Below are 20926 nucleotides of genomic sequence, written 5' to 3'. Positions count from 1 at the left end.
GAGCGCATCACAATGACGTCCGCAGCTGCGCGACAAGTCGCGATGAGCGCCGCAGCGCGGTGAGCAAGGCGCCAATGGCGACCACCCACAGCGTGAAGGTCAGGATGTCGTTGCGACCGCTCCAAAGCGGCTCCAGCAAGGATAGCAACGCACCAGCCGTGACGGCGGCCATCCGATGAGGTTTTGCCATGGGACCGGAAAAGTCGGCCTGAACACCCGACGCGCGCCCCAGCTCGCGGACATAGGCGGTGAGAACGGCGAACGCCGCCGCGGCCCAGCCGAGTGCGGGTATGCCGATGCCATATCCGACGCCGGCCAAGATCAGGATATCCGCGATCCGGTCCGGGAATTCGTTCCAGAAGGCGCCATCGGGCGTCTTCTTGCCCGCTTCGATCGCGACCATTCCGTCCAGCAGGTTGCACAGAAGGCGAAGCTGGCAAAAGGCGGCGCCGCACAGAAGCGAAACGACACGTTCCCACCCCTCGGCCGCGCCGGCCAGCCAGAACGCGGCACCGGAAAGGGCGGCCATGGCCATGCTGGCGGCGGAGATCTGGTTTGGTGTGACGGATGTCTGCGCGAGGAAGCGCGTCAGCGCCGCGGCCCATCCCGTGTTGCGGCTCGCCAGTGGCCGGCGGTTGGCATCCTCCGCCATGTCGGTTCCTCCCCTTCCTGAGCGCATGGTTGCAAGCGGGTGCGAAGACGGTCACGGACAGGAAAAATGCTCATGTCAGCGACCACCAGTAACGGACGAGATGGAAGAAGATCGGAGCGGAGAAGATCACCGAATCCAGCCGGTCGATGAATCCCCCATGACCGGCAATGAGATGTCCCCAATCCTTCACGCCACGATCGCGCTTGATGGCCGACATGACCAGCCCGCCGAAAAAGCCCATGAGCGCGATCGCAAGGGCAAGAAGGCCGGCCTGGATGATGGTGAAGGGCGTCATCCACCAGAGGCCCGCCCCGACCGCAGTGGCGCTCGCCACACCTCCAACAAAGCCCTCGACTGTCTTGGATGGCGATAGGAGGGGCGCGATCTTGCGCCGGCCCAGGAGCTTGCCCCAGACATATTGCAGGACATCGCTGAGCTGGACCACCACGACGAGAAAAGCGACCAGCAGCACGTTGCGCCCTTCATAGCCGGGAATCTGCAAGCTGAGCAGCGCCGGCACATGGGAGACGCAGAACACGCAGATCATCAGGGCCCACTGCACTTCGGCAACGCGGATGAGATAATGATCGGTATCACCGCGGAGCGCTGAGATGATCGGCATCAGAAGGAAGGCGTAAACAGGAATCAAGATTGAATAGAGCCCGTACCAGTCCACCCAGACCAGGTAGTACTGAACCGGCAAGACGAGGAAGAAGGCCGCCGCCAGGGCCCAATGATCGGCGCGGCGAGCGTTGGTGAGGGTGACGAATTCGCGCAATGCGGCGAATGAGCAGAAAGCGAAGAGGAGGATCACACCAGCGCGGCCACCGATAAAAGCGATCGCCATCAGCACCACCATCGCCCACCAGGCCTTGATGCGGGCGTTGAGATTCTCGATCACCGCATTGGAGCCGTCAGGCGAAAGACGGCGCTCCAGAATGTAGCCAGCGACGGAAGCGGCCACAAGAAACGCCGCAACGGCCAGAAGCAGCATGAATAGATGAGCATGCATCAGGCTCATCCATTCGCCTCCGTCAACTTGGAAGAGAGTGCCATCAGCGCGCCTCTGGCACGGCCCAGAAAGGCCTCCTTGCCTTCTTCCGCACCCAGACGCATGGCCGCCCCGAAGGTGACGGTGCAGATCAGCGGAACCGGGACGAACTCGCCCTTCGGCATGACGCGGTTGAGGTTCTCGATCCAGACCGGGACGAGTTCAACCTCCGGCCGCGTTCTTGCCAGGTGGTAGATCCCGCTCTTGAAGGGCAGCAAGGGTGCGTCCGTCTCGTTGCGTGTACCCTCGGGGAAGACGATGAGCGAGGAGCCGGCATCAAGCGCCCTGGCCATGATCTCGATCGGATCCTCCCTGCGGCTTTCCCGATCGCGGTCGATGAGCACCGCACCGAAGACGCCGCAGCCGATGAAACGCCGCAGCGGCGTCTTCAACCAGTAATCCGACCCCGCCACCGGCCTGGTTTTCCCGCGAAGCCGGGGCGGCAGTACGGTCCAGATCAGGATGAAATCGCCATGGCTGGCATGGTTGGCGAAGTAGATGCGCTGGCGTGGGACCGGTTCCGACCCTTGCCAGATGCCGCGCACGGCCGTGAGGAAGCGCGCGAACACGATGATCGCCATCGCGGCAGCCCGGGTCACGATGTACATCGACGCGCCACCCCTCCATGCGGACGGATTCCCTATCCGACCGTCCCCATTTGCAACCTGCTACAATGAGCGGGCATTTTGGGAAAGAGCAAAAAGAAGGCGATCCGCCCACCGGGCGTTAGGATGCCGGGGGGCGATCTGGTTAACGCTTGGCGCTGCCCGGCTCCGCCATCTTGCGGTGCATCTCGGCGAGCATTCCGGCAGGGACGAGATGCGCCATCGCAGCCTGGATCTTGTTGGAGAATCCAGTGACGACACCCGGATCACCCCGCATCATGGCCTCGAAGCCGATTCGCGCGACCTTGGCCGGGTCATCCATTCCGCTCGGGTCCGAGCCAATCTTGGTGTCGGTCATACCAGCCCTCTCGAAGAATTCCGTATCCGTCGGACCGGGCATAAGGCATGTAACGGTGATTCCGGTATCCTTCAGTTCATTGCGCAACGCCCAGGAAAAGCTGTCCACAAACGCCTTGGTCGCGTTGTACACCGCTTGGAAGCTCCCGGGCATGAAGCCGGCGATCGAGCCGGTGAAGAGTATGCGCCCTTTGTTCCGCAGGCGCATGTCGCGCCCGATACGGTGGACCAGCAGGATGGTGCCTGTAATATTGGTATCAACCACGCGACGGATATCGGCCACCTCCTGATCGAGAAAGGCGTTGCCGAGCCCTTGCCCCGCATTGGCCAGAAGCAGTTCCACCGGGCGATCTTCGAGGGTCATGTAGAGCTTCTCGACGCCTTCCGCCGTCGCGAGATCCGCTTGGACGGGCTCTGCCTGGGCACCGATGGCGCGGAAATCTTCCGCAGCTCTGGCGATTTCGGGTTCGTCCGCCGCCACCACGAGATCATAGCCGGCTTCCGCGCAGCACCTCGCCAGTTCATAGCCTATGCCGCTGGATGCGCCGGTGATGACGGCAAGTCCCGCTTCGTCAGCCATCGCTCTTCTCCCATCCGGGCTTCAGCACGACTTTCGTGGTCTCGTTCTGCTCATAGGCGAATTTCCGGTAGCCGTCCGGCGCCTCCTCGAGTGGGAGGCGATGGCTTATGAGGAAGGTCGTATCGATCTTGCCGTCGCGGATCATATCCAGGAGTTTGGGCAGGTATCTCTGCACGTGGGTCTGGCCGGAACGGAGCGTAAGCCCTTTTTCCATGAGAGCTCCGATCGGAAACTTGTCGACGAAACCGCCATAGACGCCGGGCACCGAGACGCGACCGCCCTTGCGGCAGGCATAGATCGCCTGGCGCAGCACATGCGGTCGGTCGGTCTCGAGCTTCAGCGTCTGCTTGGCATAGTCGTACACGTTGTCGGGAGCGAAGCCATGGCTTTCGAGGCCGACCGCATCGATGACTGCATCAGGGCCGATGCCCCCCGTCATCTCCATCAGCGCTTCGTAGACGCGGGCATTCCTGTAATTGACGACTTTGGCGCCGAGCTTCTTCGCAAGTTCCAGCCGATGCGGGTAGTGATCGATGGCGATCACCTGGGCTGCCCCCATGATGAGCGCACTCTGGATGGAAAAGAGGCCGACCGGTCCGCAGCCCCAGACAGCCACCGTATCGCCCTCCTCGATCTCGCAGTTCTCCGCCGCCATCCAGCCCGTGGGCAGGATGTCGGACAGGAAGAGAACCTGATCGTCCTCCATACCGTCGGGAACAACGATCGGGCCGACGTCGGAAAACGGCACGCGGACATATTCCGCCTGCCCTCCCGCATAGCCGCCGGTGAGATGCGAATAGCCGAAAAGTCCGGCCGTCTGGTGGCCGTAGAGCATCTCGGAAATATCCGCCTTCTCCGCCGGATTGGAGTTGTCGCAGGCGGAATATTGCTGCTTTTCGCAGAAGAAGCATTTGCCGCAGGCGATCACGAAGGGAACGACCACCCGGTCGTCCTTCTTCAACCTCGTGTTGCCTTTGCCGACCTCCACGACCTCGCCCATGAATTCATGACCGAGAATATCGCCTGCCCGCATGGTGGGAATCACGCCGTCGTAAAGATGCAGATCCGACCCGCAGATCGCCGTAGAGGTCACTTTGATGATCGCGTCGCGCGAATTGACGATCTGCGGATCGTCGACGGTGTCGACGCGAACGTCTTTTTTTCCATGCCAGACGAGAGCGCGCATTGCTGTCCCTTTTCCGTTAGGCGCGGGGCGCTGCGGGACCCGCAGCCGCGGTGGCGATCTCGCCCGTTTCCATCAACTGCTTGAAGCGCCGAAGTTCGCGCTTTGCCTGGATGCCCGGTTCCTTGCGGAAAAGCTTTGCCGCCATGCGGCCAACCGCGCCGCCCGGCGGGTCATAGGAAATGACGGCCTCGATCTGGGTGCCGCGCCCGCCGGGCGCATCACGAAACGTCACCCTGCCGCTGTTGCGGATTTCCGCATCCTCATCCGACTCCCAGGCGATAAGCTCGCCGGGCCTATCCTCAATGATCTTCGTCTCGAACTCGACCGTACTGCCGGCCGGTCCCTCGACCACCCAACGCGACCGGGTCTGATCCAGCGACGTGACCGAGATCACGTTCTCCATGAAATTCGGGAAAGTGGAGAAGTCGCGCCAGCGCGAATAAACCTCCTCGCGCGGGGCGTTGACGGTGATGGCCCGCCCGACGACCGCCCCCTCGCGCCAGTTGCGACTGGCATGGCGGCGCCAAGCCCGACGCGGGGCGTCCTCCGGCTCGAGGGGATGCCTGTCCTTCATCATGTTGCGGGCGGCCACGAGGATCACGGCGCCGGCAGCGGCGCCCAGCATGCCTGCCGCGAATGCGCGGCCGCCAGCCCGGTACTGATGTCGATAAGTCATGGAACGCTCCTTGCCGAGCCTTCTGCGATGCGGCCCGAACCCGGCCCTGCCCGGGATTGTTCCAAGCAATCCGTCGAACCGGGGAGACGGAGCAACTCACCGTTTTGGCGGCAACGAAAGAATGCTGCGCGCCAGAATTCCGGCGGCAAGCGCCACGCCGAAACCTGCCACCGCGGCTGCGAGTCTCGTCGCATTTCCGGAAAAGGCTTGCGCCGAAGCCGACGCCTCACTGTCGAACGATCCATGCATCCGATGGGGGCCGTGCACCGGGTGGAACAGGTTGTCCGGACGGCCGGATGGCAGCTTCGCCCTTCTTTGCTGCCCGCTATAGCAGGTGCGCGCGAGATAGCGGTCCAGACACCAGGGCGCGAGCGCGTTTGCCAGGATCAGCTTTGCGGTGCTCGCGCCGAGCCACACCTCCCGATGTGGATTGCGCGACGCATGATAGATCGCGTCGGCCGCTACCTCCGGCTGAAAAACGGGAGCGACGGGCCGTGGCTCGTGCGGCAGGCGCGTACGAGCCCAATCGAATTGCGGCGTGTTGATCGCCGGCAGATGCACCATCGTAAGCTGGATCCGGCTTCTTGCGTGGATAAGCTCGCAACGCAGCGAATCGGTGAAGCCGCGAATCGCATGCTTCGCACCGCAATAAGCCGACTGCAGGGGAATCCCGCGATAGGCGAGCGAGGAGCCGACCTGCACGATCACACCCTGGTTGCGCCGGCTCATCTGCTGCAGCGCCGCCATGGTCCCATGCACGAAACCCAGATATGTAGTTTCCGTGACCCGACGGAACTCCTCCGGCGTCATGTCCGAGACCGGCGCGAACATCGTTGCCATGGCGTCATTGACCCAGACATCGATGGGCCCCAGCTCCGCCTCGATGTCGCGCGCGGCAGCGAAGAGCGCGTCCGCATCTGCGACGTCAAGCGGAATGGCCATGACTTTCCCGCCGAGAGCTTCCAGCTCGGCCCGCGTCTCCTCCAATGCGGCTTGATCGCGCGCGATCAGCGCAACCGCAGCACCCGAACGGACGAATCGGTGGGCCGTGGCGCGCCCCATGCCTGCGGAAGCGCCCGTGATTGCGACGATGCGAGGGCGGGTGCGCTTGCTCCTTCTCATGAGAATCTCCCGTTTCGAAGCGTGTCAGCCTCCCTCATGCGGCAGACCAAACCAGCGCAGGCCATAAGGTTCGAGTGTGAGCCGCAGGCGGCCGTTCTCAACGGCTGGCGGCTCGTCTCCCACGAGCGCCGCCAATCTCGTTGCGCCGGGAGGCAGCGGCACGTTTACCTCCGCCTCGTCACCCTTGAGGTTGTGCAGCAGTACCAAAGGTGCGAATTCGGACTTGTAATGGTGTGCCAGGACGTGATCCGAACCGCTTTCGAGAAACGCACAGAACCCGGAACCGATCTCGATGCGTTGGCGGCGGATTTTCACCAGCTTCTTTACGAAGGACAGCAGTGAATCCTTATCCTGGGTCTGGGCTTCGACATTGACCTTCCCGTAGCCGAAAGGGCCGTCCTCGATCACAGCCTGCACGAGCTTGTTCTTCTGGGCCGAGGAGAAGCCGGCGTTGTGACCGCCGGTCCACTGCATCGGCGAGCGCACGGAATTGCGCCCATCCTGGGAAAGGTCCTCTCCCATGCCGATTTCGTCGCCATAGACAACGAGCGGCGCGCCCGGCATGGAGAAGAGAAGGCTCATCGCCATTTTTATCCGCCGGGGATCTCCGCCCAGCATGGGAGCGAGGCGCCTTCTGATCCCGCGATCGTAGATGCGCATTCTTTCGTCGGGCGCGAAACGATCGAGAACGAATTCGAGTTCCTGCGGCGACAGCCGCTCCAGGTCGGCCTCGTCGAAATTGCGCAGGAAGTTGGCCCACTGGCCGTTCGGCGGCGGCACTGGCTGTAACGCGAGCCCGCGCTGCAGGGGCTCTGCCGTTTCGGAAGCCAGGGAAAGCATCATGTGGCAGTTGAGCAGAAAGTTGAACATCATGTCCAACCGTGTGCCGTCGAAGAACTTTTCGAGTTTTTCAGGTGTTTCGTCGACTTCGCCGAGAAGCACCACGTCGGACTTGAAACCCGACGCGCGGTCGTAAATCTCTCTCAGCACGTCGGGTGAGGTCTGCTCCTTGCCCGTTTTCGACAGGGGGTCCTCTTCGATATGCGAAGCGGCATCCACGCGGAATCCTGCTACTCCGAAACTCAACCAGTAATCCACAATGCGGATGATCTCAGCGCGCACCTCGGGGTTCGCGTGGTTCAGCCCCGGTTCGAAGTGATAGAAGCGATGGTGGTAATAGGCGCGCGCCACGTCGTCATAGGTCCAGACCGTCTCCTCCTCGCCAGGAAAAATGGTGCCTTTGCCGGGCGGAGTCGGCGGAGGATTGTGCGTCCACACGTAATAGTCCCTGTAGCTCGACGACTCGTTATGCCTGCCGGCCTGAAACCAGGGATGCTGGGTCGACGTATGGTGAACCACGAGATCGACGACAATACGGATTCCGTACTCTCCCGCCCGGTGCACGAATTCCAGGAAGTCCTCGAAGAGGCCGAAGCGTGTGTCTACGCGCAGGTAGTCGGTGATATCGTACCCGTTATCCCTTCCCGAAGAGGGATAGAAGGGCATCAGCCAGATGCAGGTCACACCAAGATCGGAGATATATCCCAGCTTCGATGCGAGCCCTTTGAAATCACCGATTCCATCGCCGTCGGAATCGAAGAAGCGTTCCACGTCGACGGCATAGATGACCGCATCCTTCCACCAACATTTATCCATGAGCCTTTAACGTCGCTGATATCCGAAGAACCTGCGGGCCAACGCGCTTGCTGCGGGAACGTTCCGGGCGTGGCTGCGCCTACTCGGCCATTTCGGCCAGCACACCTTCGTTCCCGGCAAGGTCGAGCTTGCCGGCGATAGGCTCGCCTTCTTTTCTGTTTTCGGTGCTGACCAGGATGCGGCACGGTCCGGGAAGCTCAAGAGCGGCAGGCTCGGCCCCCAGGTTGAGCGCGACCAGATAGCGCTCCTCTTCCGTTTCACGGAGATAGGCGAGCATGTTGCCTGACGCCTGAACCGCGGCGTATCGGCCGATGGCGAGCGCGTCGCGCTTGCGCCGCAAGCCCAGGAGACGACGATAGAGGGCCAGCACGGAGCGGGGATCTTCCCGCTCCGCCTCTACATTGAATTTGTCCCGGTCCGACGCGAGAGGCAGCCAGGGCGAACCAATGGTGAAACCGGCATTCGCGCCCCTGTCCCACTGCATCGGGGTGCGCTGCGGATCCCGCCCGAAGCCTTTGCCGGGGACACGCCTTTCGAAGGGGTCCTGTACCCGGTCAGCAGGGATCGGGACGTCGTCCATGCCGATTTCGTCGCCGTAGTAGATCGTGGGCGTGCCGCGCAGAGTAAGCAGCATCATGGCGGCGACCCGTGCTTGCTTGCGCCCGACCCGGGCTGCGATGCGCGGCTTGTCGTGGTTGCTCAGCACCCAGTTCGGCCAGCCACCCTCCGGCAAGGCTGCCTCGTATTCGGCGATCTGGCGCTCGATATGCCGCGCGTCCCACTGAGCCTGGATGAGATGGAAATTGAAAGGCAAATGCGCGCCGCGCAGATCGCGGCCGTAATAGCCGACGAGGCGGGCGACGGGCAGGTAGATTTCGCCGATCAGGAGCCGATCGCTCCCGTATTCCTCGAGCACCCCACGCATTTCGGAGACGACTTCGTGCACCTCCGGCTGATCCGTGGAGTAGAGCGGGAGCACTTTCTTGTGCGGCGGCATCTCCTCCGTCCAGTCGGGATTTGGCGGGTTGTCGCGAAATTCGGCATCCTTGATGAGATGCCACATGACATCCACCCGAAAACCGTCCACTCCCTTGTCGAGCCAGAAGCGCAATATGTCATACATCTCCCGGCGCACCTGCGGATTGCGCCAGTTGAGGTCCGGCTGCTCCTTCAGGAATGCGTGATAGTAGTATTGGCCCGTGTGTTCGTCCCACTGCCAGGCGCTGCCGCCGAACTCGCTCCGCCAGTTGTTCGGCGGTCCGCCATCAGGAGCGGCATCGTGCCAGAGATAGAAATCGCGCCGGGGATTTTGGCGCGAGCTACGGGATTCCAGAAACCAGGGATGACGGTCGGAAGTATGGTTGGGCACGAAATCGAGCAGCACCCGCAGGCCGCGCCGATGCGCCTCCAGGAGAAGTCGGTCGAAGTCGGCCACCGTGCCGAAGCGCGGATCGATGCCGCGGTAGTCTGCGATGTCATAGCCGAAATCGGCCATCGGCGAAGGAAAGATGGGCGATACCCAGATTGCGTCGACCCCCAGCCAGACAAGGTAATCGAGCCGGTCTATGATGCCGCGCAGATCGCCGATCCCATCGCCGTCGCTGTCCTGGAACGAACGCGGATAGACCTGATAGATGACCCCGCGCTGCCACCATGGTTCGGTTTCGGAATGTGTCTTCGCGATCTGGCCCGGACGGGACGTGTGCTGCATGATGCGATTCCGCCGTGTTCCCAACAGGCCGGGAACGCCGCACGCGAGCCGAATGTTCCGTGGCGTGTGAGCGGCGTTCCCCGTCACTCGCGGTTAGAACAAAAAAGCACCCGCCGGGGGAGGAGATCCGACGGGTGCCTTTTGGTTCGGTCAGCCCGGGAGGAGGATGGGCTGACCGCGGCTCGACGAGGATTGGGAGGAGGGAAGAACCTCGTCGAGAACTTGGCGGTTACATAGGCTGGCCGCGGTGCCGTTTAAAGGGCCATTTTGCATGTCAGCCGTGCAATTCTGTCGCACCGCAGCATGGCGCCGTTCTTGACGGCGGCTCGGCTCCCGGCCCATTAACGATCGTACAACGCTGTGACCGTTTCGGGAGGTTTGCATTCAATGGCGACCAATGTTGCGCTGGTTGGCCTCGCGCGAGACTTGGAAGAACGCGCGAATTCCGGAAAACCTGTCCGAATCGGTCTGATCGGTTCGGGCGAAATGGGAACGGATATCGTCGCCCGAGTGGCGCATATGAGGGGAATAGAAATCGGTGCGATCTCGGAGCTGCGACCCGAAGCCGCACTCATCGCTGTCGAAATCGCCTATCGGGAGGACGGCCACGCCACGGCCGTGGACAGTGCTCTCGCCATGACACGCGCGATCGAGGCCGGAAAGATCGCCGTCACGCCGGACGCCAGCCGGATCATCGAAAGCGACCTGATCGATGTGGTGGTCGACGCCACCGGTGTTCCCGCCGTCGGCGCGGAAATCGGCCTTCGGGCGATGGAGCACGGGAAGCACCTCGTCATGATGAATGTCGAGGCGGATGTAACCATCGGCGCCTATCTGAAGAGCGAAGCGGACCGTCTGGGCGTCACGTACTCGTTGGGAGCCGGCGACGAGCCTTCCGCGTGCATGGAACTGATCGAGTTCGTTTCCGCCATGGGCCACCCGATTGTCGCAGCAGGCAAGGGCAAGAACAACCCGCTCAATATCTGCGCCGTCCCCGACGACTATGCCGAGGAAGCGCGGCGCCGAAACATGAATGTGCGCATGCTGGTGGAGTTCGTCGACGGCTCGAAGACCATGGTCGAGATGGCCGCAATAGCCAACGCCACCGGCCTCGTGCCCGACAGGCCCGGCATGCACGGTCCATCCGCTACGCTCGGCGAACTCAACAGGACGCTCATCCCGGAAAGGGATGGCGGTATACTTTCGCGCAGCGGCGTGGTGGACTATTCGATCGGCAAAGGGGTTGCACCCGGTGTGTTCGTGATCGCGGAAATGTCCCATCCGCGCATCCGCGAGCGCATGGAGGACCTCAAGATGGGCGAGGGCCCCTATTTCACTTTCCATCGGCCCTATCATCTTACGTCTCTCGAAGTGCCGCTCACCTGCGCGCGTGTGGTGCTCCACGGCAAGGCCGACATGGTGCCGCTCGCTAGGCCGGTGGCGGAGGTTTGCGCGGTGGCCAAGAAAGACCTGAAGCCAGGCGACAAGCTTGACGCCATCGGTGAATATTCCTATCGCGCCTGGATCATGCAGGCCGGGGAAGCAAGAGCGGCGAAAGCGGTACCCTGCGGCCTCCTGGAGGGCGGGCGGGTTCTCAAGCCGGTCGGCAAGGGCGAGCTTCTCACCTATGAAAATGCCGCTCCGCCCGCGGGGTCGAAGATTGCCGAACTCCGGGCCCGTCAGGACAAGCTGATTCATGGCGGATAGCTTGGCAGGTCCGCAACTTTTCTGGTCGATCGCCACGGGGATGTGCTCGCATGGCCACGAAGACCATAAGTATCGCTGTCGTAAAAGTGCAGTTTTCCGGCCGTTTTGCACAGAATGCAGAGAAAAATTACAAATATACTCAATCCCCTAAGGGAGATTTCAGCCAAGGCCTCGATCAACCTTGCGATCGGCTCCGAAATAGCCGAGACTGTAAGAAAAACATAATTCGGGTGGCGGCTACCGATGCAACATCATGTGAATGCACTGTCGTATGGACGGCTTTCTTCTGACCGTCCGTCGGCACAACCTCGTATTTTGGATGTGATTCCTGAAAATGCCGGCCCAAGGGTAACGACATTCCGGGGCGGCGCGGTCCATTCCGTACGCCCGGCCGGATCCCAAACCTTCGTGTCCGACATGCATTTCGCAGCCGTAATGCTGGCGCCTCTGTCCGGCATCACGGCTTCGTTCGGAAGCGACAAGCCGCAGACCTATGACGCACCGCTCGGGATGATCGTCGTCAGCCCCGCTTTCGTCGAGAGCAGAAGCAGCTGGTCTGCCCGCCGGGAAAATATCGCAGTGGCAATCACGCCGGAAAGCATGATCGAACTCGCGGAGAGCGAGTTCGGCGGCAGCGCGTGGGATCTCCAGCCGCCGCCGTTCGGAACGGTCGATTTGAAGGCCCTCCAGTTGGCGCAGTTGCTGAAGGCCGAGCTGACGCGCGCCGAACCGCCGAACGAATTGATGGTAGACTCCCTGATCACCATTTTCGGCATTCACCTTCTGCGCAACTATACGGGGCGCGCGGTGCCGCCCAGCCGGAAGAAGGGCGGGCTTCCCGTGGCGACTGCCAGGCGCGTACAGAACTACCTGAGGGAGAATTTCGCCCGCAAACTCTCCGTGACGGAACTCGCGGCGGTATGTGACCTCTCGGCCGGCCACTTCATTCAAGCTTTCACTAGAGCGGTTCAGGTTGTGTCTGAATCGGAGGGGATTCCGATTTCGGAGGTTTTGTGATTCAAGATGCTGGCTGGAGTGGAGGCCAGCATGGGATGACGCGACCTCTTTCGAATGATCTGCGTGAACGTGTTGTTGGGGCGGTCGAGGCCGGCGAGAGCTGCCGGTCGGTGGCGGCTCGTTTCGGCGTTGCCGTCTCGTCGGCGGTGAAGTGGTCTCAGCGCTACCGTGCGAGCGGGTCTGTGGCGCCGGGCAAGATGGGCGGGCACCGCAAGCGCGTGCTGGAGCCGCACCGTGCCTTCATCGCCGAGCGGATCAGCCAGACGCCGCATCTGTCGCTGCACAAGCTGAAGGAAGAGCTGGCGGCGCGCGGCGTGAAGGTGTCGCACGATACGGTGTGGCGGTTCCTGCGCCGCGAGGGGCTTCGGTTCAAAAAACGCTGTTCGCCCTTGAGCAGGCTCGTGCCGACATCGCCCGCCGGCGGCAACGCTGGCGTTCTTGGCAGTCCGGTCTCGATCCGACACGGCTGGTGTTCATCGACGAGACCTGGATCAAGACCAACATGGCGCCGCTGCGGGGCTGGGGACCACGCGGCAAGCGCCTGCGCGGCTTTGCCCCGCACGGCCACTGGCGCACGCTGACCTTCCTCGGCGCTTTGCGCCATGACCGGCTGACGGCGCCTTGCGTCTTCGATGGACCGATCAACGGCCAGTGCTTCCGCGCCTATGTCGAGCAGCAGCTCGTGCCGGTGCTTGAACCGGGCGACATCGTCGTCATGGACAATCTCGGCTCGCACAAGTCGGCCGCCGTCCGGCAGATGATCAAAGCCGCCGGTGCCAGGCTCTGGTACCTGCCGCCTTATTCCCCAGACCTTAACCCCATCGAGCAGGCTTTCGCCAAGATCAAGCACTGGATGCGCGCGGCCCAAAAAGTGAACCATGAGGAGACATGGCGTCATATCGGCGGCCTCGTCTCCTCAATCCAGCCCAGTGAATGCAGCAACTACTTCGTCAATGCAGGATACGCTTCCGCCAAAACCTGAAAGGCTCTAAGACCTTTGGCGAGCCTCCCCACAGATATCTCGTGAACCTGCGCCTGAGCTTCGCGGAGAAGCTGCTCGTCGAAACGGAGATGACAATCGCGGAAGTGGCCTATCTCAGTGGCTTCTCGAGCCAGAGCCATCTCACGTCGGCCATGCGGAGATACAAGAAGGTCACACCGGCGCTGATACGCTCGCAGGCTTGAACTTTTCCTTCGTTGGATGTCGGCCCCGGCGTTCTTCCTTCGTCCTTTGGCTGCAACGGAGCAAAGGAGTATTTCTCATGCCTTACGTCGACGGTTTCATCATTCCCCTGCCGAAGGACAGGATCGAGGAATACAAGGAGCAAGCGCAGCTCGGTCAGCAGGTGTGGCGGGAACACGGCGCGATCGGCTATGTTGAATGCATCGGCGACGACGTGCCGTATGGAGAGGTGACGTCCTTTCCTCGCGCCGTACAGGCCCGGGAAGACGAGGTCGTGGTGTTTTCCTGGATCGTCTACAGGTCGCGAGAACATCGCGACGAGGTTCTCGCCAAGGTGATGGCCGATCCGCGCATGAAAGCCGAAGACATGCCTTTTGACGGCAAACGCATGATCTTCGGTGGCTTCCAGCCATTCCTGGGACTTTGACCTCGTCCTGCGGCATTCGGGAACGCGGGAACAGGGGGAAACCTTCCCCTCCGGCTGCGGGCCGGTAAAAGCCGCTCTGGCGGCGATCACCCCGCAGCCCTCTGTTGCCGGCGAGACCAAACGAAGACGTCTCCTCTCCCTCGGAAGCCGATAACCGGTCTAGCGCTCGTAGGTGCCGACCAGCGTCGCCTCCTCCAGCGTGTGTTTCCCGGCCTCGTCCCAGAGTTCCGCCACGCTGGCGGTCGGCGGCAGGCCGATGGACGGCACGTCGAGCGCCCCGAGACGGAAGTGATAGTGGTGCACACCGTGACCCTGAGGCGGCTGTGGACCATCGTAGTAATTGTTCCCGAAGCCGTTCCGGCAGACACGCAGCATGTCCTTCTTCGGGCCCGTCTCGACGCTTTCCGGCAGGTGATCCTGATCAGCAGGAATATTGAAGAGCCCCCAATGTCCGAACGTACCGTTCGGGGCGTCCGGATCATCGACGACAAGCACGAAACTCTTCGTGCCATCGGGTGCACCGGTCCATTTGAGCGGCGGCGAGAGATTTTCGTCATCGCGGGCATATTTGCCCGGCAGCTGCTCACCATCGGCGAATGCAGGGCTCAGCAGGGTCAAGGGCATGCAGTTCTCCTTCCGCTCGTCATAGAGATCATTCCACTTCGGGTTGCCACTCCCGGGCTTCCTGCAAGCAACGGATCACTTCCTCATCGCTCGTCTGGTCGAAATTTTCGTAGTGGAGGCCAACGGCGTGGAATTCGGCGGGCGCGGCGAGACAGATCACCTCGTCGGCATCATCGTGCAGCGAATCGAGCGCGTCGCGCGGTGCAACGGGTATAGCGAGCACCACGCGGGTAGCGCTCGATCTTCGCAGCGCCTTGAGGGCGACGCGTACCGTTCCTCCGGTTGCAATGCCGTCATCCACGAGGACGACCACGCGGCCAGCAACCGGCGTGGGGCTATGCTTTGCGAAATAGGCCGCCCGCCGCCGCTCGATCTCGGTCAACTGGCGCTCCATCTCGGCACCTACGTAATCGGAGGAGGGCCTGATGATCTCCATCGCCTCGTCATTGAGAACAAGCTGGGGGTCCTTGCCGTCCACCACGGCGCCGATGCCCAGCTCCGAATGACCGGGAGCCCCGAGTTTGCGGACCATCAGGAGATCGAGGGGGGCGGACAAAGCCCTGGCGACCTCGAGAGCGACGGGCACGCCGCCGCGCGGCAGAGCCAGCACCACCGGACGCTCCTCCTTCAGATGGCCGAGCTCCGCAGCCAGGCGCCGTCCTGCCTCGCGGCGATCCTTGAACTCGGCTTTCCTGCCCAACATGGCGCGTGCTCCTGCGATTGCACAAAATCACATCGCCCGCATGTCCACCGGAAATGCGGTGCTGTCGAACTCGTCGGCTAGCTTGTGGAGTGCGCGACGCATCTCCGCGCCCTGCATCGGGTGTCCATGGCCGGTGACGATAAGTTCGGGCTCAAGGGCGGCCAGCTTGCGGACGGACGCCCATGCTTCCTGCCAATCCGGCGTGAAATAGCGCGGAGGTCCGTGCATCTGCGGCGACTGGGCGGCGATTTCATAGGCCGATTCCTGGCCGGTGGTGACGACCGCGTCCCCAATGATGATCGAGGAGTCCTCCTCGCGCCACAGAGAGACGTGGCCGGGTGAATGACCGGGCGTATGCATCCAGCACCATTCCGGCATGCCAGGCACGGTGCCGTCATCGGGAAGCGCCTGCAAGCGCGCGCCCACATCGATAGGACGGGTTGGAAACAAAGGCGAAAGAAGCGCCATCGAGCCGCCGCCCACCCATGGATCCGCAGGCGGATAGGAGCGGCGGCCGTCCAGATACGGATGCTCCAGCGGATGCGCATAGACGGGCACGTCCCACTCTTCCGCAAGCACTTCGAGCGCACCGACGTGATCGAAATGTCCATGCGTAAGCACGATCGAAGACGGCGGATTGCCTTCTCCAAAGCGCATTCCGGCCGCCTCGCGGATGGCTCCCGCCGAACCCGCTATGCCGGAATCGATCAGCACCCAGTCCCTTGCACCCGGAAACCCGTAGAAGACGACGTTGACCATCATCAGACGGCGGTAGGCGAGGTCCGGCCTTATCTCGACCATTGCGCCTACCGGTTCCGTGCCCGCCTCGTTCTGATGGTCCGGGGGAATCTGGGTCGACATGACGCCTCCTAGACTCCGAATGGATAGGTTTCCGGCACGCCATGCGGCCGTTCGGTCGGAAGCGGGGTGACCGCACGCGTGTCCTCGAACCATACGAAGGCATCGAACTGTTCGGGCAGAACCGCCTCGAAATAGTGACTGTAAAGCTCCGACTCCGGCCGATATACGACCCCTATCGCGCGCTCGAGGCGCGGAGAGGAAAGGGCATCCCGCAACTCACGTCCGGCGGGCGCGCGCAAGTCCGTCAACGACGAGGTGATGCCCGATTTCCTGAAGACGTGCTCGTACGAATCCGGCCGGGAGGGATTGATATTCATGATGCGCATGGGGGCTCCCCAATCATCCGCGGCAGCCACCGTGCCCCGGTCTGTGCCGAATCCGATCAGCGCCGCTCCATCGCCGAAGGCCGTGCGGCAGAGCTCACCGATGTTGAACTCGCCCTGCCAGCCCATCGCGGTCGCCGCCGCGTTTCCGATATGGGAATTGTGGGCCCAGATCACGGCCTTCGCCTCCGGACCGCGCCTTGCCAGCAGAGCTCTCAGCGTGTCGAACATGTGCCGGTCGCGCAAATTCCAGGATTCGGTCGAGCCGTGATACAGGATGCGGTAATAATGCTCCGCCGCACGAACGATACTGGCATTCTGCGCGGCATCGAAGAAGTCTTCTCCGTCCCGAGCCGCGTAGTCGAGACGGTGCTCCAGCATTTCCTGTAGCTGGGCCACCACTGCATCCTCGCAGGTGTCACGCCCGCCGCGCAGCATGGCGCGGCCATAGTGCGCGGGTTCGCCCTGCCACGGTGTGAGGCAGCCGTAGCGCTCGCGGGCCTTCTTGGCAGCTTCCGGATCAACACGATCGAGATAGCCGATCACGGCTTCAATGGACGAATCGAGAGAGTAGACGTCGATGCCGCGGAACTCCGCCCGCCTGGCCTCAGGCAGGCCCCTGTTGTGGGATAGCAGCCATTCCACGAAGTCGGCGAATTCCCGATTGCGCCACATCCAGCTGGGAAACCGCGCGAAGGTCTCTGCATCGTAACGTCCGGACGGACGATGCCGGACGTGGCGGTCGACCCGTGCCGCATCCGGCCAGTCCGCCTCGACGGCCACGATGTTGAAGCCGTGCTTTTCGACGAGTCGCCGCGTAACAGCGGCACGCGCACGATAGAATTCCGCCGTGCCATGGGTCGCCTCCCCGAGCAGCACGACGCGTGCATCGGAGAAGCGGTCGAACAAGGCCCCGAAGGCGTCCGCTTTTTCCGGCGGCGGGAGGGATTCGCACTTGTCCCGGATCCAAGACGCCGCCTCGTCCGTGTGGCGTGTGCGACTGCGTTCGGTGGTGGTGGCATCGACCATGTACAGTTCCTCACACGCCGACGCTCTCCGGCCAAAGCGCCTGGATCTCCTTCGGCAGCGCGTCGCGCACCTTGGCTGACTGGCCGAGATCCACATGATGAGCGATCACACGGAAGACCGAGCGTGTCGCCTCATTGGAATCGACTGGCCTGATCATCCTCAGCCCTTGCTGCACCCGCTCCAGAAATTCATCGAGAGAGCGCGTGACGTCAGGCTGCTCGGAGGGCTTGTACTGGTCGTAGTAGAGACCGCGGATGACGAGCGGCAGCTCGGCCGCCAGATGCGCGGCCAGATCGGCCGGCAGGCGGTCACGCAGCGCGTGCAGCACGGCACCAAGAATGTGCCAGGCAACCTGCCGATCATGGCCATGGTTCTCCATGATCTCGTTGAGCCAGATATTCGTAGTCTGAACGCTCTTGTCCAAAACGTCGAGGCCGGTGGAGCTCATATCCAGTCCTCCTAACTCTTTGGGTATGTTCGGGCCCTTTTGCCCGGCTCGCCAACCGAACCAAGGGCGAAAGGGATTGTTCGCCCCAGCAGGCAAAAAAGCGATGCCGCGAAACCGCGAGGGCTTCCGGAGACGTCGCCCCGGCCTGGCGCAAGCGAATGAGAGGTTGTGCTACGGAACGTTTAGTCCGCGAGCGGAGTTGTACCCTTGCCAGCGAGCGGCCTCCAGGCTCGCCGCCTTGGCATGTTGGGATGGCCTTGATCGCCGCCATCCGATTTGAGCTTGCAGGGGGTGCAATCGTGTATCGCATCGTTCTTTCCGTCATCGTCATCATTCTTGGACTCGTCCTCGCGGCAGGCGGCGTCTGGCTCGCGGTGGTCGGCGGGTCCTGGTACTATATTCTGCTTGGCATCCTGCTCATCGTCTCCGGCGGGTTGCTGATCGCCCGACGTGCGATCGGGCTTGGGCTCTACGCCGCGACCATTCTCATCACTCTGGCCTGGGGGCTTTGGGAGGTGGGCTTCGACTGGTGGGCTCTTGCGCCGCGCGGCAGCCTGCTTCTCATTCTAGGCGTGCTCCTGCTTCTGCCGCCGATGGTGCGGGCAGTGCATCCGCCCGGAGGTCCCCGGGCCGGCTATGGCGCAAACAGCATAGCGCTCGCGGTGGCGGTCGTCATTGCGGCCGCCGTCGGCATCTATTCCATGTTCCAGCAGCCGCACGAAATCGCCGGCGCTTTCGCGGAAGACCGGATGACGGTCGAAAACGCGGTGGATGTGGATGTACCGCCGGGCGAGTGGGTGGCCTATGGGCGTACGTCCTATGGGCGGCGCTACTCGCCGCTCGACCAGATCACGCCGGAGAACGTCTCCGATCTGGAGGTGGCCTGGACCTATCAGACCGGACAGGTGCGCGACGAGGAGGATCCGGGCGAAACCACCTACGAGGTGACGCCGCTGATGGTGAACAACACCGTCTATATCTGCACCCCGTTCAGCACGGTGATCGCGCTCGATCCGGTCACGGGCGAGGAGAAGTGGCGCTTCGATCCGCAGCTCCGGCAACCGCCTACGCAGACCACCCAGCACATGACCTGCCGTGGGGTCTCCTACCATTCCGCCCGGCCGGAGGATCTGCCGGCCACGAGCCCTGCGGCCGCCGCGCCCGCGGGCGGCGGAACGACGGCGGGCGAGGCCGACGAGCAGCAAACCGCGGAAGCACAGGAGGAGCGCCTGGTGGACGAAAGCGTTGACGAAGTGACCACGCAGGCCGCTCCCGTGCCGCAGAACATCGTCACCGGGCAGGCGGAGCCGGGCGGCCCGGTTCCCCTGGTGGAACGGGAAGATCCGCCTGCCAGCGTTACGCTGTCTCCCGAGTGCATGAACCGGCTATTCGTCCCGACCTCGGACGGAAGGCTGATCACGATCAGCGCTGAAACCGGCGAGGTCTGCGCCGGCTTCGGCGGAGAGGACGGCACGGTCAACCTGTGGGCAAACCTGCCCAATGTCACACCCGGTTCGTTCTATTCCACCTCGCCGCCAGTCGTCACAAGGGATCTCGTGATCATCGGCGGAGCGGTGAACGACAATGTCGCCACGACCTCGCCTTCCGGTGTCATCCGTGCCTACAACGCCTATACCGGTGCATTGGTCTGGAATTTCGACAGCAAGAACCCAGACGCGACGGAGCCCATTCCCGCCGGGGAAACCTACTCTCAGAACGCTCCCAACTTCTGGAGTGTGGCAAGTTACGATCCCGAGCTTGGTCTCATCTACCTGCCGATGGGCAACGAGTCGCCCGACCAGTTCGGCGGAAACCGCGGCGAGAATACGGAGCGGTTCTCCTCCTCGATCCTGGCGCTGCGCGCGGACACCGGCGAGGTGGCTTGGGTTTTCCAGGCCGCGCATCACGATATCTGGGACTATGACGTACCCGCCCAGCCTGCGCTCGCGGACCTCACGATCGACGGGGAGGCCGTGCCGGCGCTGATAGCGCCCACAAAGCAGGGCGAAATCTTCGTGCTGAACCGCGCGACCGGCGAGCCGGTTCTGCCGGTAGAGGAGGTGCCGGTGCCGCAAGGGGCGGTCGAAGGGGACCAGACGGCGCCGACACAACCGCATTCGGCCGTTTCCTTCCTGCCGGAGCCGCTGACGGAGGCCGACATGTGGGGCGCTACCCTGGTCGATCAGCTCTACTGCCGGATTCGCTTCAACCAGCTACGCTATGAAGGCGCCTTCACACCGCCCTCCACACAGGGAACGATTGTCTATCCCGGCAATTTCGGCACCTTCAACTGGGGCTCGGTGGCGGTCGACCCGAACCGGGACATCATGTTCGGCATGCCTGTCTATCTTGCCTTCACGGTGAAACTGATCCCGCGCGAGGATGCACTGTCGCGCGTGGTGACGCAGGAAGGCGATCCGGTGTTCAACGAGAATTTCGGCGCGCCCTACGCAGCGGAAATGGGGCCGTTCTATTCGCCCCTCAATCTGCCTTGTCAGCAGCCGCCATGGGGCTATGTCGCGGGAGTGGATCTCACTACGGGCGAAGCGGTCTACCAGCACGTGAACGGCACGGTGCGCGATCTCGCACCCGTTCCCCTGCCCTTCGAGATGGGGGTACCGGGAATCGGCGGGCCTATCGTGACGGCGGGCGGTGTCGCCTTCCTGAGTGGCACCCTCGATTACTACGTGCGCGGATATGACCTGCGCACCGGCGAGGAACTCTGGCGGGCGCGCCTGCCGGCCGGCGGCCAGGCCACCCCGTCCACTTATATGGGTGCCGACGGGCGGCAATATCTCATCGTCGTCGCCGGCGGCCACGGTTCGACGGGCACCAAGGCGGGCGATTCGATCATCGCCTATGCCTTGCCGCAATAGTGCGCCGGCGCGGCCCGCAAGACGGAACAAAGGCGGGCCGCGCCGGGTTCACGGGCGGAAAGCCAAGGAGGCGACGATGCCAGAGGACGACGCGAAGCAGCATGTGAAGGTCGAGACGGACCTCACCGAGAC

The 20926-nt window shown here is 62.8% G+C and carries 20 protein-coding genes; 6 read left to right on the top strand and 14 right to left on the bottom strand.

Annotated elements, in window-relative coordinates; all coding sequences use genetic code 11:
- Window positions 1-7: 7 nt before the first annotated feature.
- From PVE73_RS00795 to PVE73_RS00755, 9 genes are all read right to left on the bottom strand, one after another.
- Window positions 8-652, bottom strand: a complete 645-nt coding sequence (locus PVE73_RS00795) for a CDP-alcohol phosphatidyltransferase family protein (RefSeq protein WP_277365119.1) — start codon at window positions 650-652, stop codon at window positions 8-10.
- Between the two features lie 70 nt (window positions 653-722).
- Window positions 723-1673: a phosphatidate cytidylyltransferase gene (locus tag PVE73_RS00790; protein WP_277365118.1), complete on the bottom strand. Its 951-nt coding sequence runs from the start codon at window positions 1671-1673 to the stop codon at window positions 723-725.
- On the bottom strand, window positions 1670-2311 hold the full coding sequence (locus tag PVE73_RS00785; RefSeq protein ID WP_277365117.1) for a lysophospholipid acyltransferase family protein: 642 nt from the start codon (window positions 2309-2311) through the stop codon (window positions 1670-1672). The genes PVE73_RS00790 and PVE73_RS00785 overlap by 4 nt, the downstream gene beginning before the upstream one ends.
- A gap of 142 nt (window positions 2312-2453) precedes the next feature.
- Window positions 2454-3245, bottom strand: a complete 792-nt coding sequence (locus PVE73_RS00780; protein WP_277365116.1) for an SDR family NAD(P)-dependent oxidoreductase — start codon at window positions 3243-3245, stop codon at window positions 2454-2456.
- Window positions 3238-4431: a zinc-dependent alcohol dehydrogenase gene (locus tag PVE73_RS00775; protein ID WP_277365115.1), complete on the bottom strand. Its 1194-nt coding sequence runs from the start codon at window positions 4429-4431 to the stop codon at window positions 3238-3240. Before PVE73_RS00775 ends, PVE73_RS00780 begins: the two co-directional genes overlap by 8 nt.
- A 16-nt stretch (window positions 4432-4447) precedes the next feature.
- Complete coding sequence (locus tag PVE73_RS00770) at window positions 4448-5107, bottom strand: SRPBCC family protein (protein ID WP_277365114.1); 660 nt, start codon at window positions 5105-5107, stop codon at window positions 4448-4450.
- Between the two features lie 96 nt (window positions 5108-5203).
- Entirely contained in the window at window positions 5204-6229 is a 1026-nt protein-coding gene (locus tag PVE73_RS00765; RefSeq protein ID WP_277365113.1) for an SDR family oxidoreductase, read from the bottom strand.
- A 24-nt stretch (window positions 6230-6253) separates the two neighbouring features.
- Window positions 6254-7885 (bottom strand): alpha-amylase family protein, encoded by a 1632-nt coding sequence (locus PVE73_RS00760; protein ID WP_277365112.1) that lies wholly within the window; start codon window positions 7883-7885, stop codon window positions 6254-6256.
- Between the two features lie 79 nt (window positions 7886-7964).
- Window positions 7965-9596 (bottom strand): alpha-amylase family glycosyl hydrolase, encoded by a 1632-nt coding sequence (locus PVE73_RS00755; protein ID WP_277365111.1) that lies wholly within the window; start codon window positions 9594-9596, stop codon window positions 7965-7967.
- A gap of 387 nt (window positions 9597-9983) precedes the next feature.
- Here PVE73_RS00755 and PVE73_RS00750 point away from each other — a divergent pair, with 387 nt between their 5' ends.
- The 5 genes from PVE73_RS00750 (at window position 9984) to PVE73_RS00730 (ending at window position 13930) form a co-directional block, all read left to right on the top strand.
- Window positions 9984-11303, top strand: coding sequence for an NAD(P)H-dependent oxidoreductase (locus tag PVE73_RS00750; RefSeq protein ID WP_277365110.1), 1320 nt, complete (start codon window positions 9984-9986; stop codon window positions 11301-11303).
- 243 nt (window positions 11304-11546) lie between these two features.
- Window positions 11547-12320 (top strand): AraC family transcriptional regulator, encoded by a 774-nt coding sequence (locus PVE73_RS00745; RefSeq protein WP_277365109.1) that lies wholly within the window; start codon window positions 11547-11549, stop codon window positions 12318-12320.
- Between the two features lie 35 nt (window positions 12321-12355).
- Window positions 12356-13302 (top strand): IS630 family transposase gene (locus tag PVE73_RS00740; protein ID WP_277364682.1). Its coding sequence is split into 2 segments (ribosomal slippage): window positions 12356-12692 and window positions 12692-13302, totalling 948 coding nucleotides; the frame shifts between segments, so codons are not numbered across the junction.
- Between the two features lie 41 nt (window positions 13303-13343).
- On the top strand, window positions 13344-13505 hold the full coding sequence (locus PVE73_RS00735; protein ID WP_277365108.1) for an AraC family transcriptional regulator: 162 nt from the start codon (window positions 13344-13346) through the stop codon (window positions 13503-13505).
- Between the two features lie 77 nt (window positions 13506-13582).
- Complete coding sequence (locus PVE73_RS00730; RefSeq protein WP_277365107.1) at window positions 13583-13930, top strand: DUF1428 domain-containing protein; 348 nt, start codon at window positions 13583-13585, stop codon at window positions 13928-13930.
- Between the two features lie 159 nt (window positions 13931-14089).
- Here the strand turns inward: PVE73_RS00730 and PVE73_RS00725 are convergent, their stop codons facing one another.
- The 5 genes from PVE73_RS00725 to PVE73_RS00705 all read right to left on the bottom strand — a co-directional run bounded on the left by PVE73_RS00725 (window position 14090) and on the right by PVE73_RS00705 (window position 17918).
- Window positions 14090-14554, bottom strand: coding sequence for a YbhB/YbcL family Raf kinase inhibitor-like protein (locus PVE73_RS00725; protein WP_277365106.1), 465 nt, complete (start codon window positions 14552-14554; stop codon window positions 14090-14092).
- Between the two features lie 28 nt (window positions 14555-14582).
- A complete protein-coding gene (locus PVE73_RS00720; RefSeq protein WP_277365105.1) occupies window positions 14583-15257 on the bottom strand; it encodes a phosphoribosyltransferase in 675 nt (224 codons plus the stop codon).
- A gap of 27 nt (window positions 15258-15284) precedes the next feature.
- Window positions 15285-16058, bottom strand: a complete 774-nt coding sequence (locus tag PVE73_RS00715; RefSeq protein WP_277367298.1) for an MBL fold metallo-hydrolase — start codon at window positions 16056-16058, stop codon at window positions 15285-15287.
- A 68-nt stretch (window positions 16059-16126) separates the two neighbouring features.
- On the bottom strand, window positions 16127-17470 hold the full coding sequence (locus tag PVE73_RS00710; protein WP_277365104.1) for an erythromycin esterase family protein: 1344 nt from the start codon (window positions 17468-17470) through the stop codon (window positions 16127-16129).
- A 10-nt stretch (window positions 17471-17480) separates the two neighbouring features.
- Window positions 17481-17918 carry a DUF2267 domain-containing protein gene (locus tag PVE73_RS00705; RefSeq protein ID WP_277365103.1) on the bottom strand — a complete coding sequence of 146 codons (438 nt, stop codon included), beginning with the start codon at window positions 17916-17918 and terminating at the stop codon, window positions 17481-17483.
- Window positions 17919-18217: 299 nt separating this feature from the next.
- Here PVE73_RS00705 and PVE73_RS00700 point away from each other — a divergent pair, with 299 nt between their 5' ends.
- Complete coding sequence (locus PVE73_RS00700; RefSeq protein ID WP_277365102.1) at window positions 18218-20794, top strand: PQQ-binding-like beta-propeller repeat protein; 2577 nt, start codon at window positions 18218-18220, stop codon at window positions 20792-20794.
- Window positions 20795-20926 lie beyond the last annotated feature (132 nt).

It is taken from the genome of Chelativorans sp. AA-79, from assembly GCF_029457495.1.
Lineage (GTDB): Bacteria > Pseudomonadota > Alphaproteobacteria > Rhizobiales > Rhizobiaceae > Chelativorans.
This window is presented reverse-complemented; position numbering and strand designations above follow the sequence as displayed.

What these genes read in the sequence shown, in the direction of transcription:
- PVE73_RS00785 (WP_277365117.1), bottom strand. Translation starts at nt 2,311, where the DNA reads ATGTACATCGTGACCCGGGCTGCCGCGATGGCGATCATCGTGTTCGCG.
- PVE73_RS00725 (WP_277365106.1), bottom strand. Translation starts at nt 14,554, where the DNA reads ATGCCCTTGACCCTGCTGAGCCCTGCATTCGCCGATGGTGAGCAGCTG.
- PVE73_RS00730 (WP_277365107.1), top strand. Translation starts at nt 13,583, where the DNA reads ATGCCTTACGTCGACGGTTTCATCATTCCCCTGCCGAAGGACAGGATC.
- PVE73_RS00750 (WP_277365110.1), top strand. Translation starts at nt 9,984, where the DNA reads ATGGCGACCAATGTTGCGCTGGTTGGCCTCGCGCGAGACTTGGAAGAA.
- PVE73_RS00745 (WP_277365109.1), top strand. Translation starts at nt 11,547, where the DNA reads ATGCAACATCATGTGAATGCACTGTCGTATGGACGGCTTTCTTCTGAC.
- PVE73_RS00765 (WP_277365113.1), bottom strand. Translation starts at nt 6,229, where the DNA reads ATGAGAAGGAGCAAGCGCACCCGCCCTCGCATCGTCGCAATCACGGGC.
- PVE73_RS00705 (WP_277365103.1), bottom strand. Translation starts at nt 17,918, where the DNA reads ATGAGCTCCACCGGCCTCGACGTTTTGGACAAGAGCGTTCAGACTACG.
- PVE73_RS00710 (WP_277365104.1), bottom strand. Translation starts at nt 17,470, where the DNA reads ATGGTCGATGCCACCACCACCGAACGCAGTCGCACACGCCACACGGAC.
- PVE73_RS00760 (WP_277365112.1), bottom strand. Translation starts at nt 7,885, where the DNA reads ATGGATAAATGTTGGTGGAAGGATGCGGTCATCTATGCCGTCGACGTG.
- PVE73_RS00795 (WP_277365119.1), bottom strand. Translation starts at nt 652, where the DNA reads ATGGCGGAGGATGCCAACCGCCGGCCACTGGCGAGCCGCAACACGGGA.
- PVE73_RS00770 (WP_277365114.1), bottom strand. Translation starts at nt 5,107, where the DNA reads ATGACTTATCGACATCAGTACCGGGCTGGCGGCCGCGCATTCGCGGCA.
- PVE73_RS00780 (WP_277365116.1), bottom strand. Translation starts at nt 3,245, where the DNA reads ATGGCTGACGAAGCGGGACTTGCCGTCATCACCGGCGCATCCAGCGGC.
- PVE73_RS00775 (WP_277365115.1), bottom strand. Translation starts at nt 4,431, where the DNA reads ATGCGCGCTCTCGTCTGGCATGGAAAAAAAGACGTTCGCGTCGACACC.
- PVE73_RS00755 (WP_277365111.1), bottom strand. Translation starts at nt 9,596, where the DNA reads ATGCAGCACACGTCCCGTCCGGGCCAGATCGCGAAGACACATTCCGAA.
- PVE73_RS00720 (WP_277365105.1), bottom strand. Translation starts at nt 15,257, where the DNA reads ATGTTGGGCAGGAAAGCCGAGTTCAAGGATCGCCGCGAGGCAGGACGG.
- PVE73_RS00715 (WP_277367298.1), bottom strand. Translation starts at nt 16,058, where the DNA reads ATGGTCGAGATAAGGCCGGACCTCGCCTACCGCCGTCTGATGATGGTC.
- PVE73_RS00790 (WP_277365118.1), bottom strand. Translation starts at nt 1,673, where the DNA reads ATGAGCCTGATGCATGCTCATCTATTCATGCTGCTTCTGGCCGTTGCG.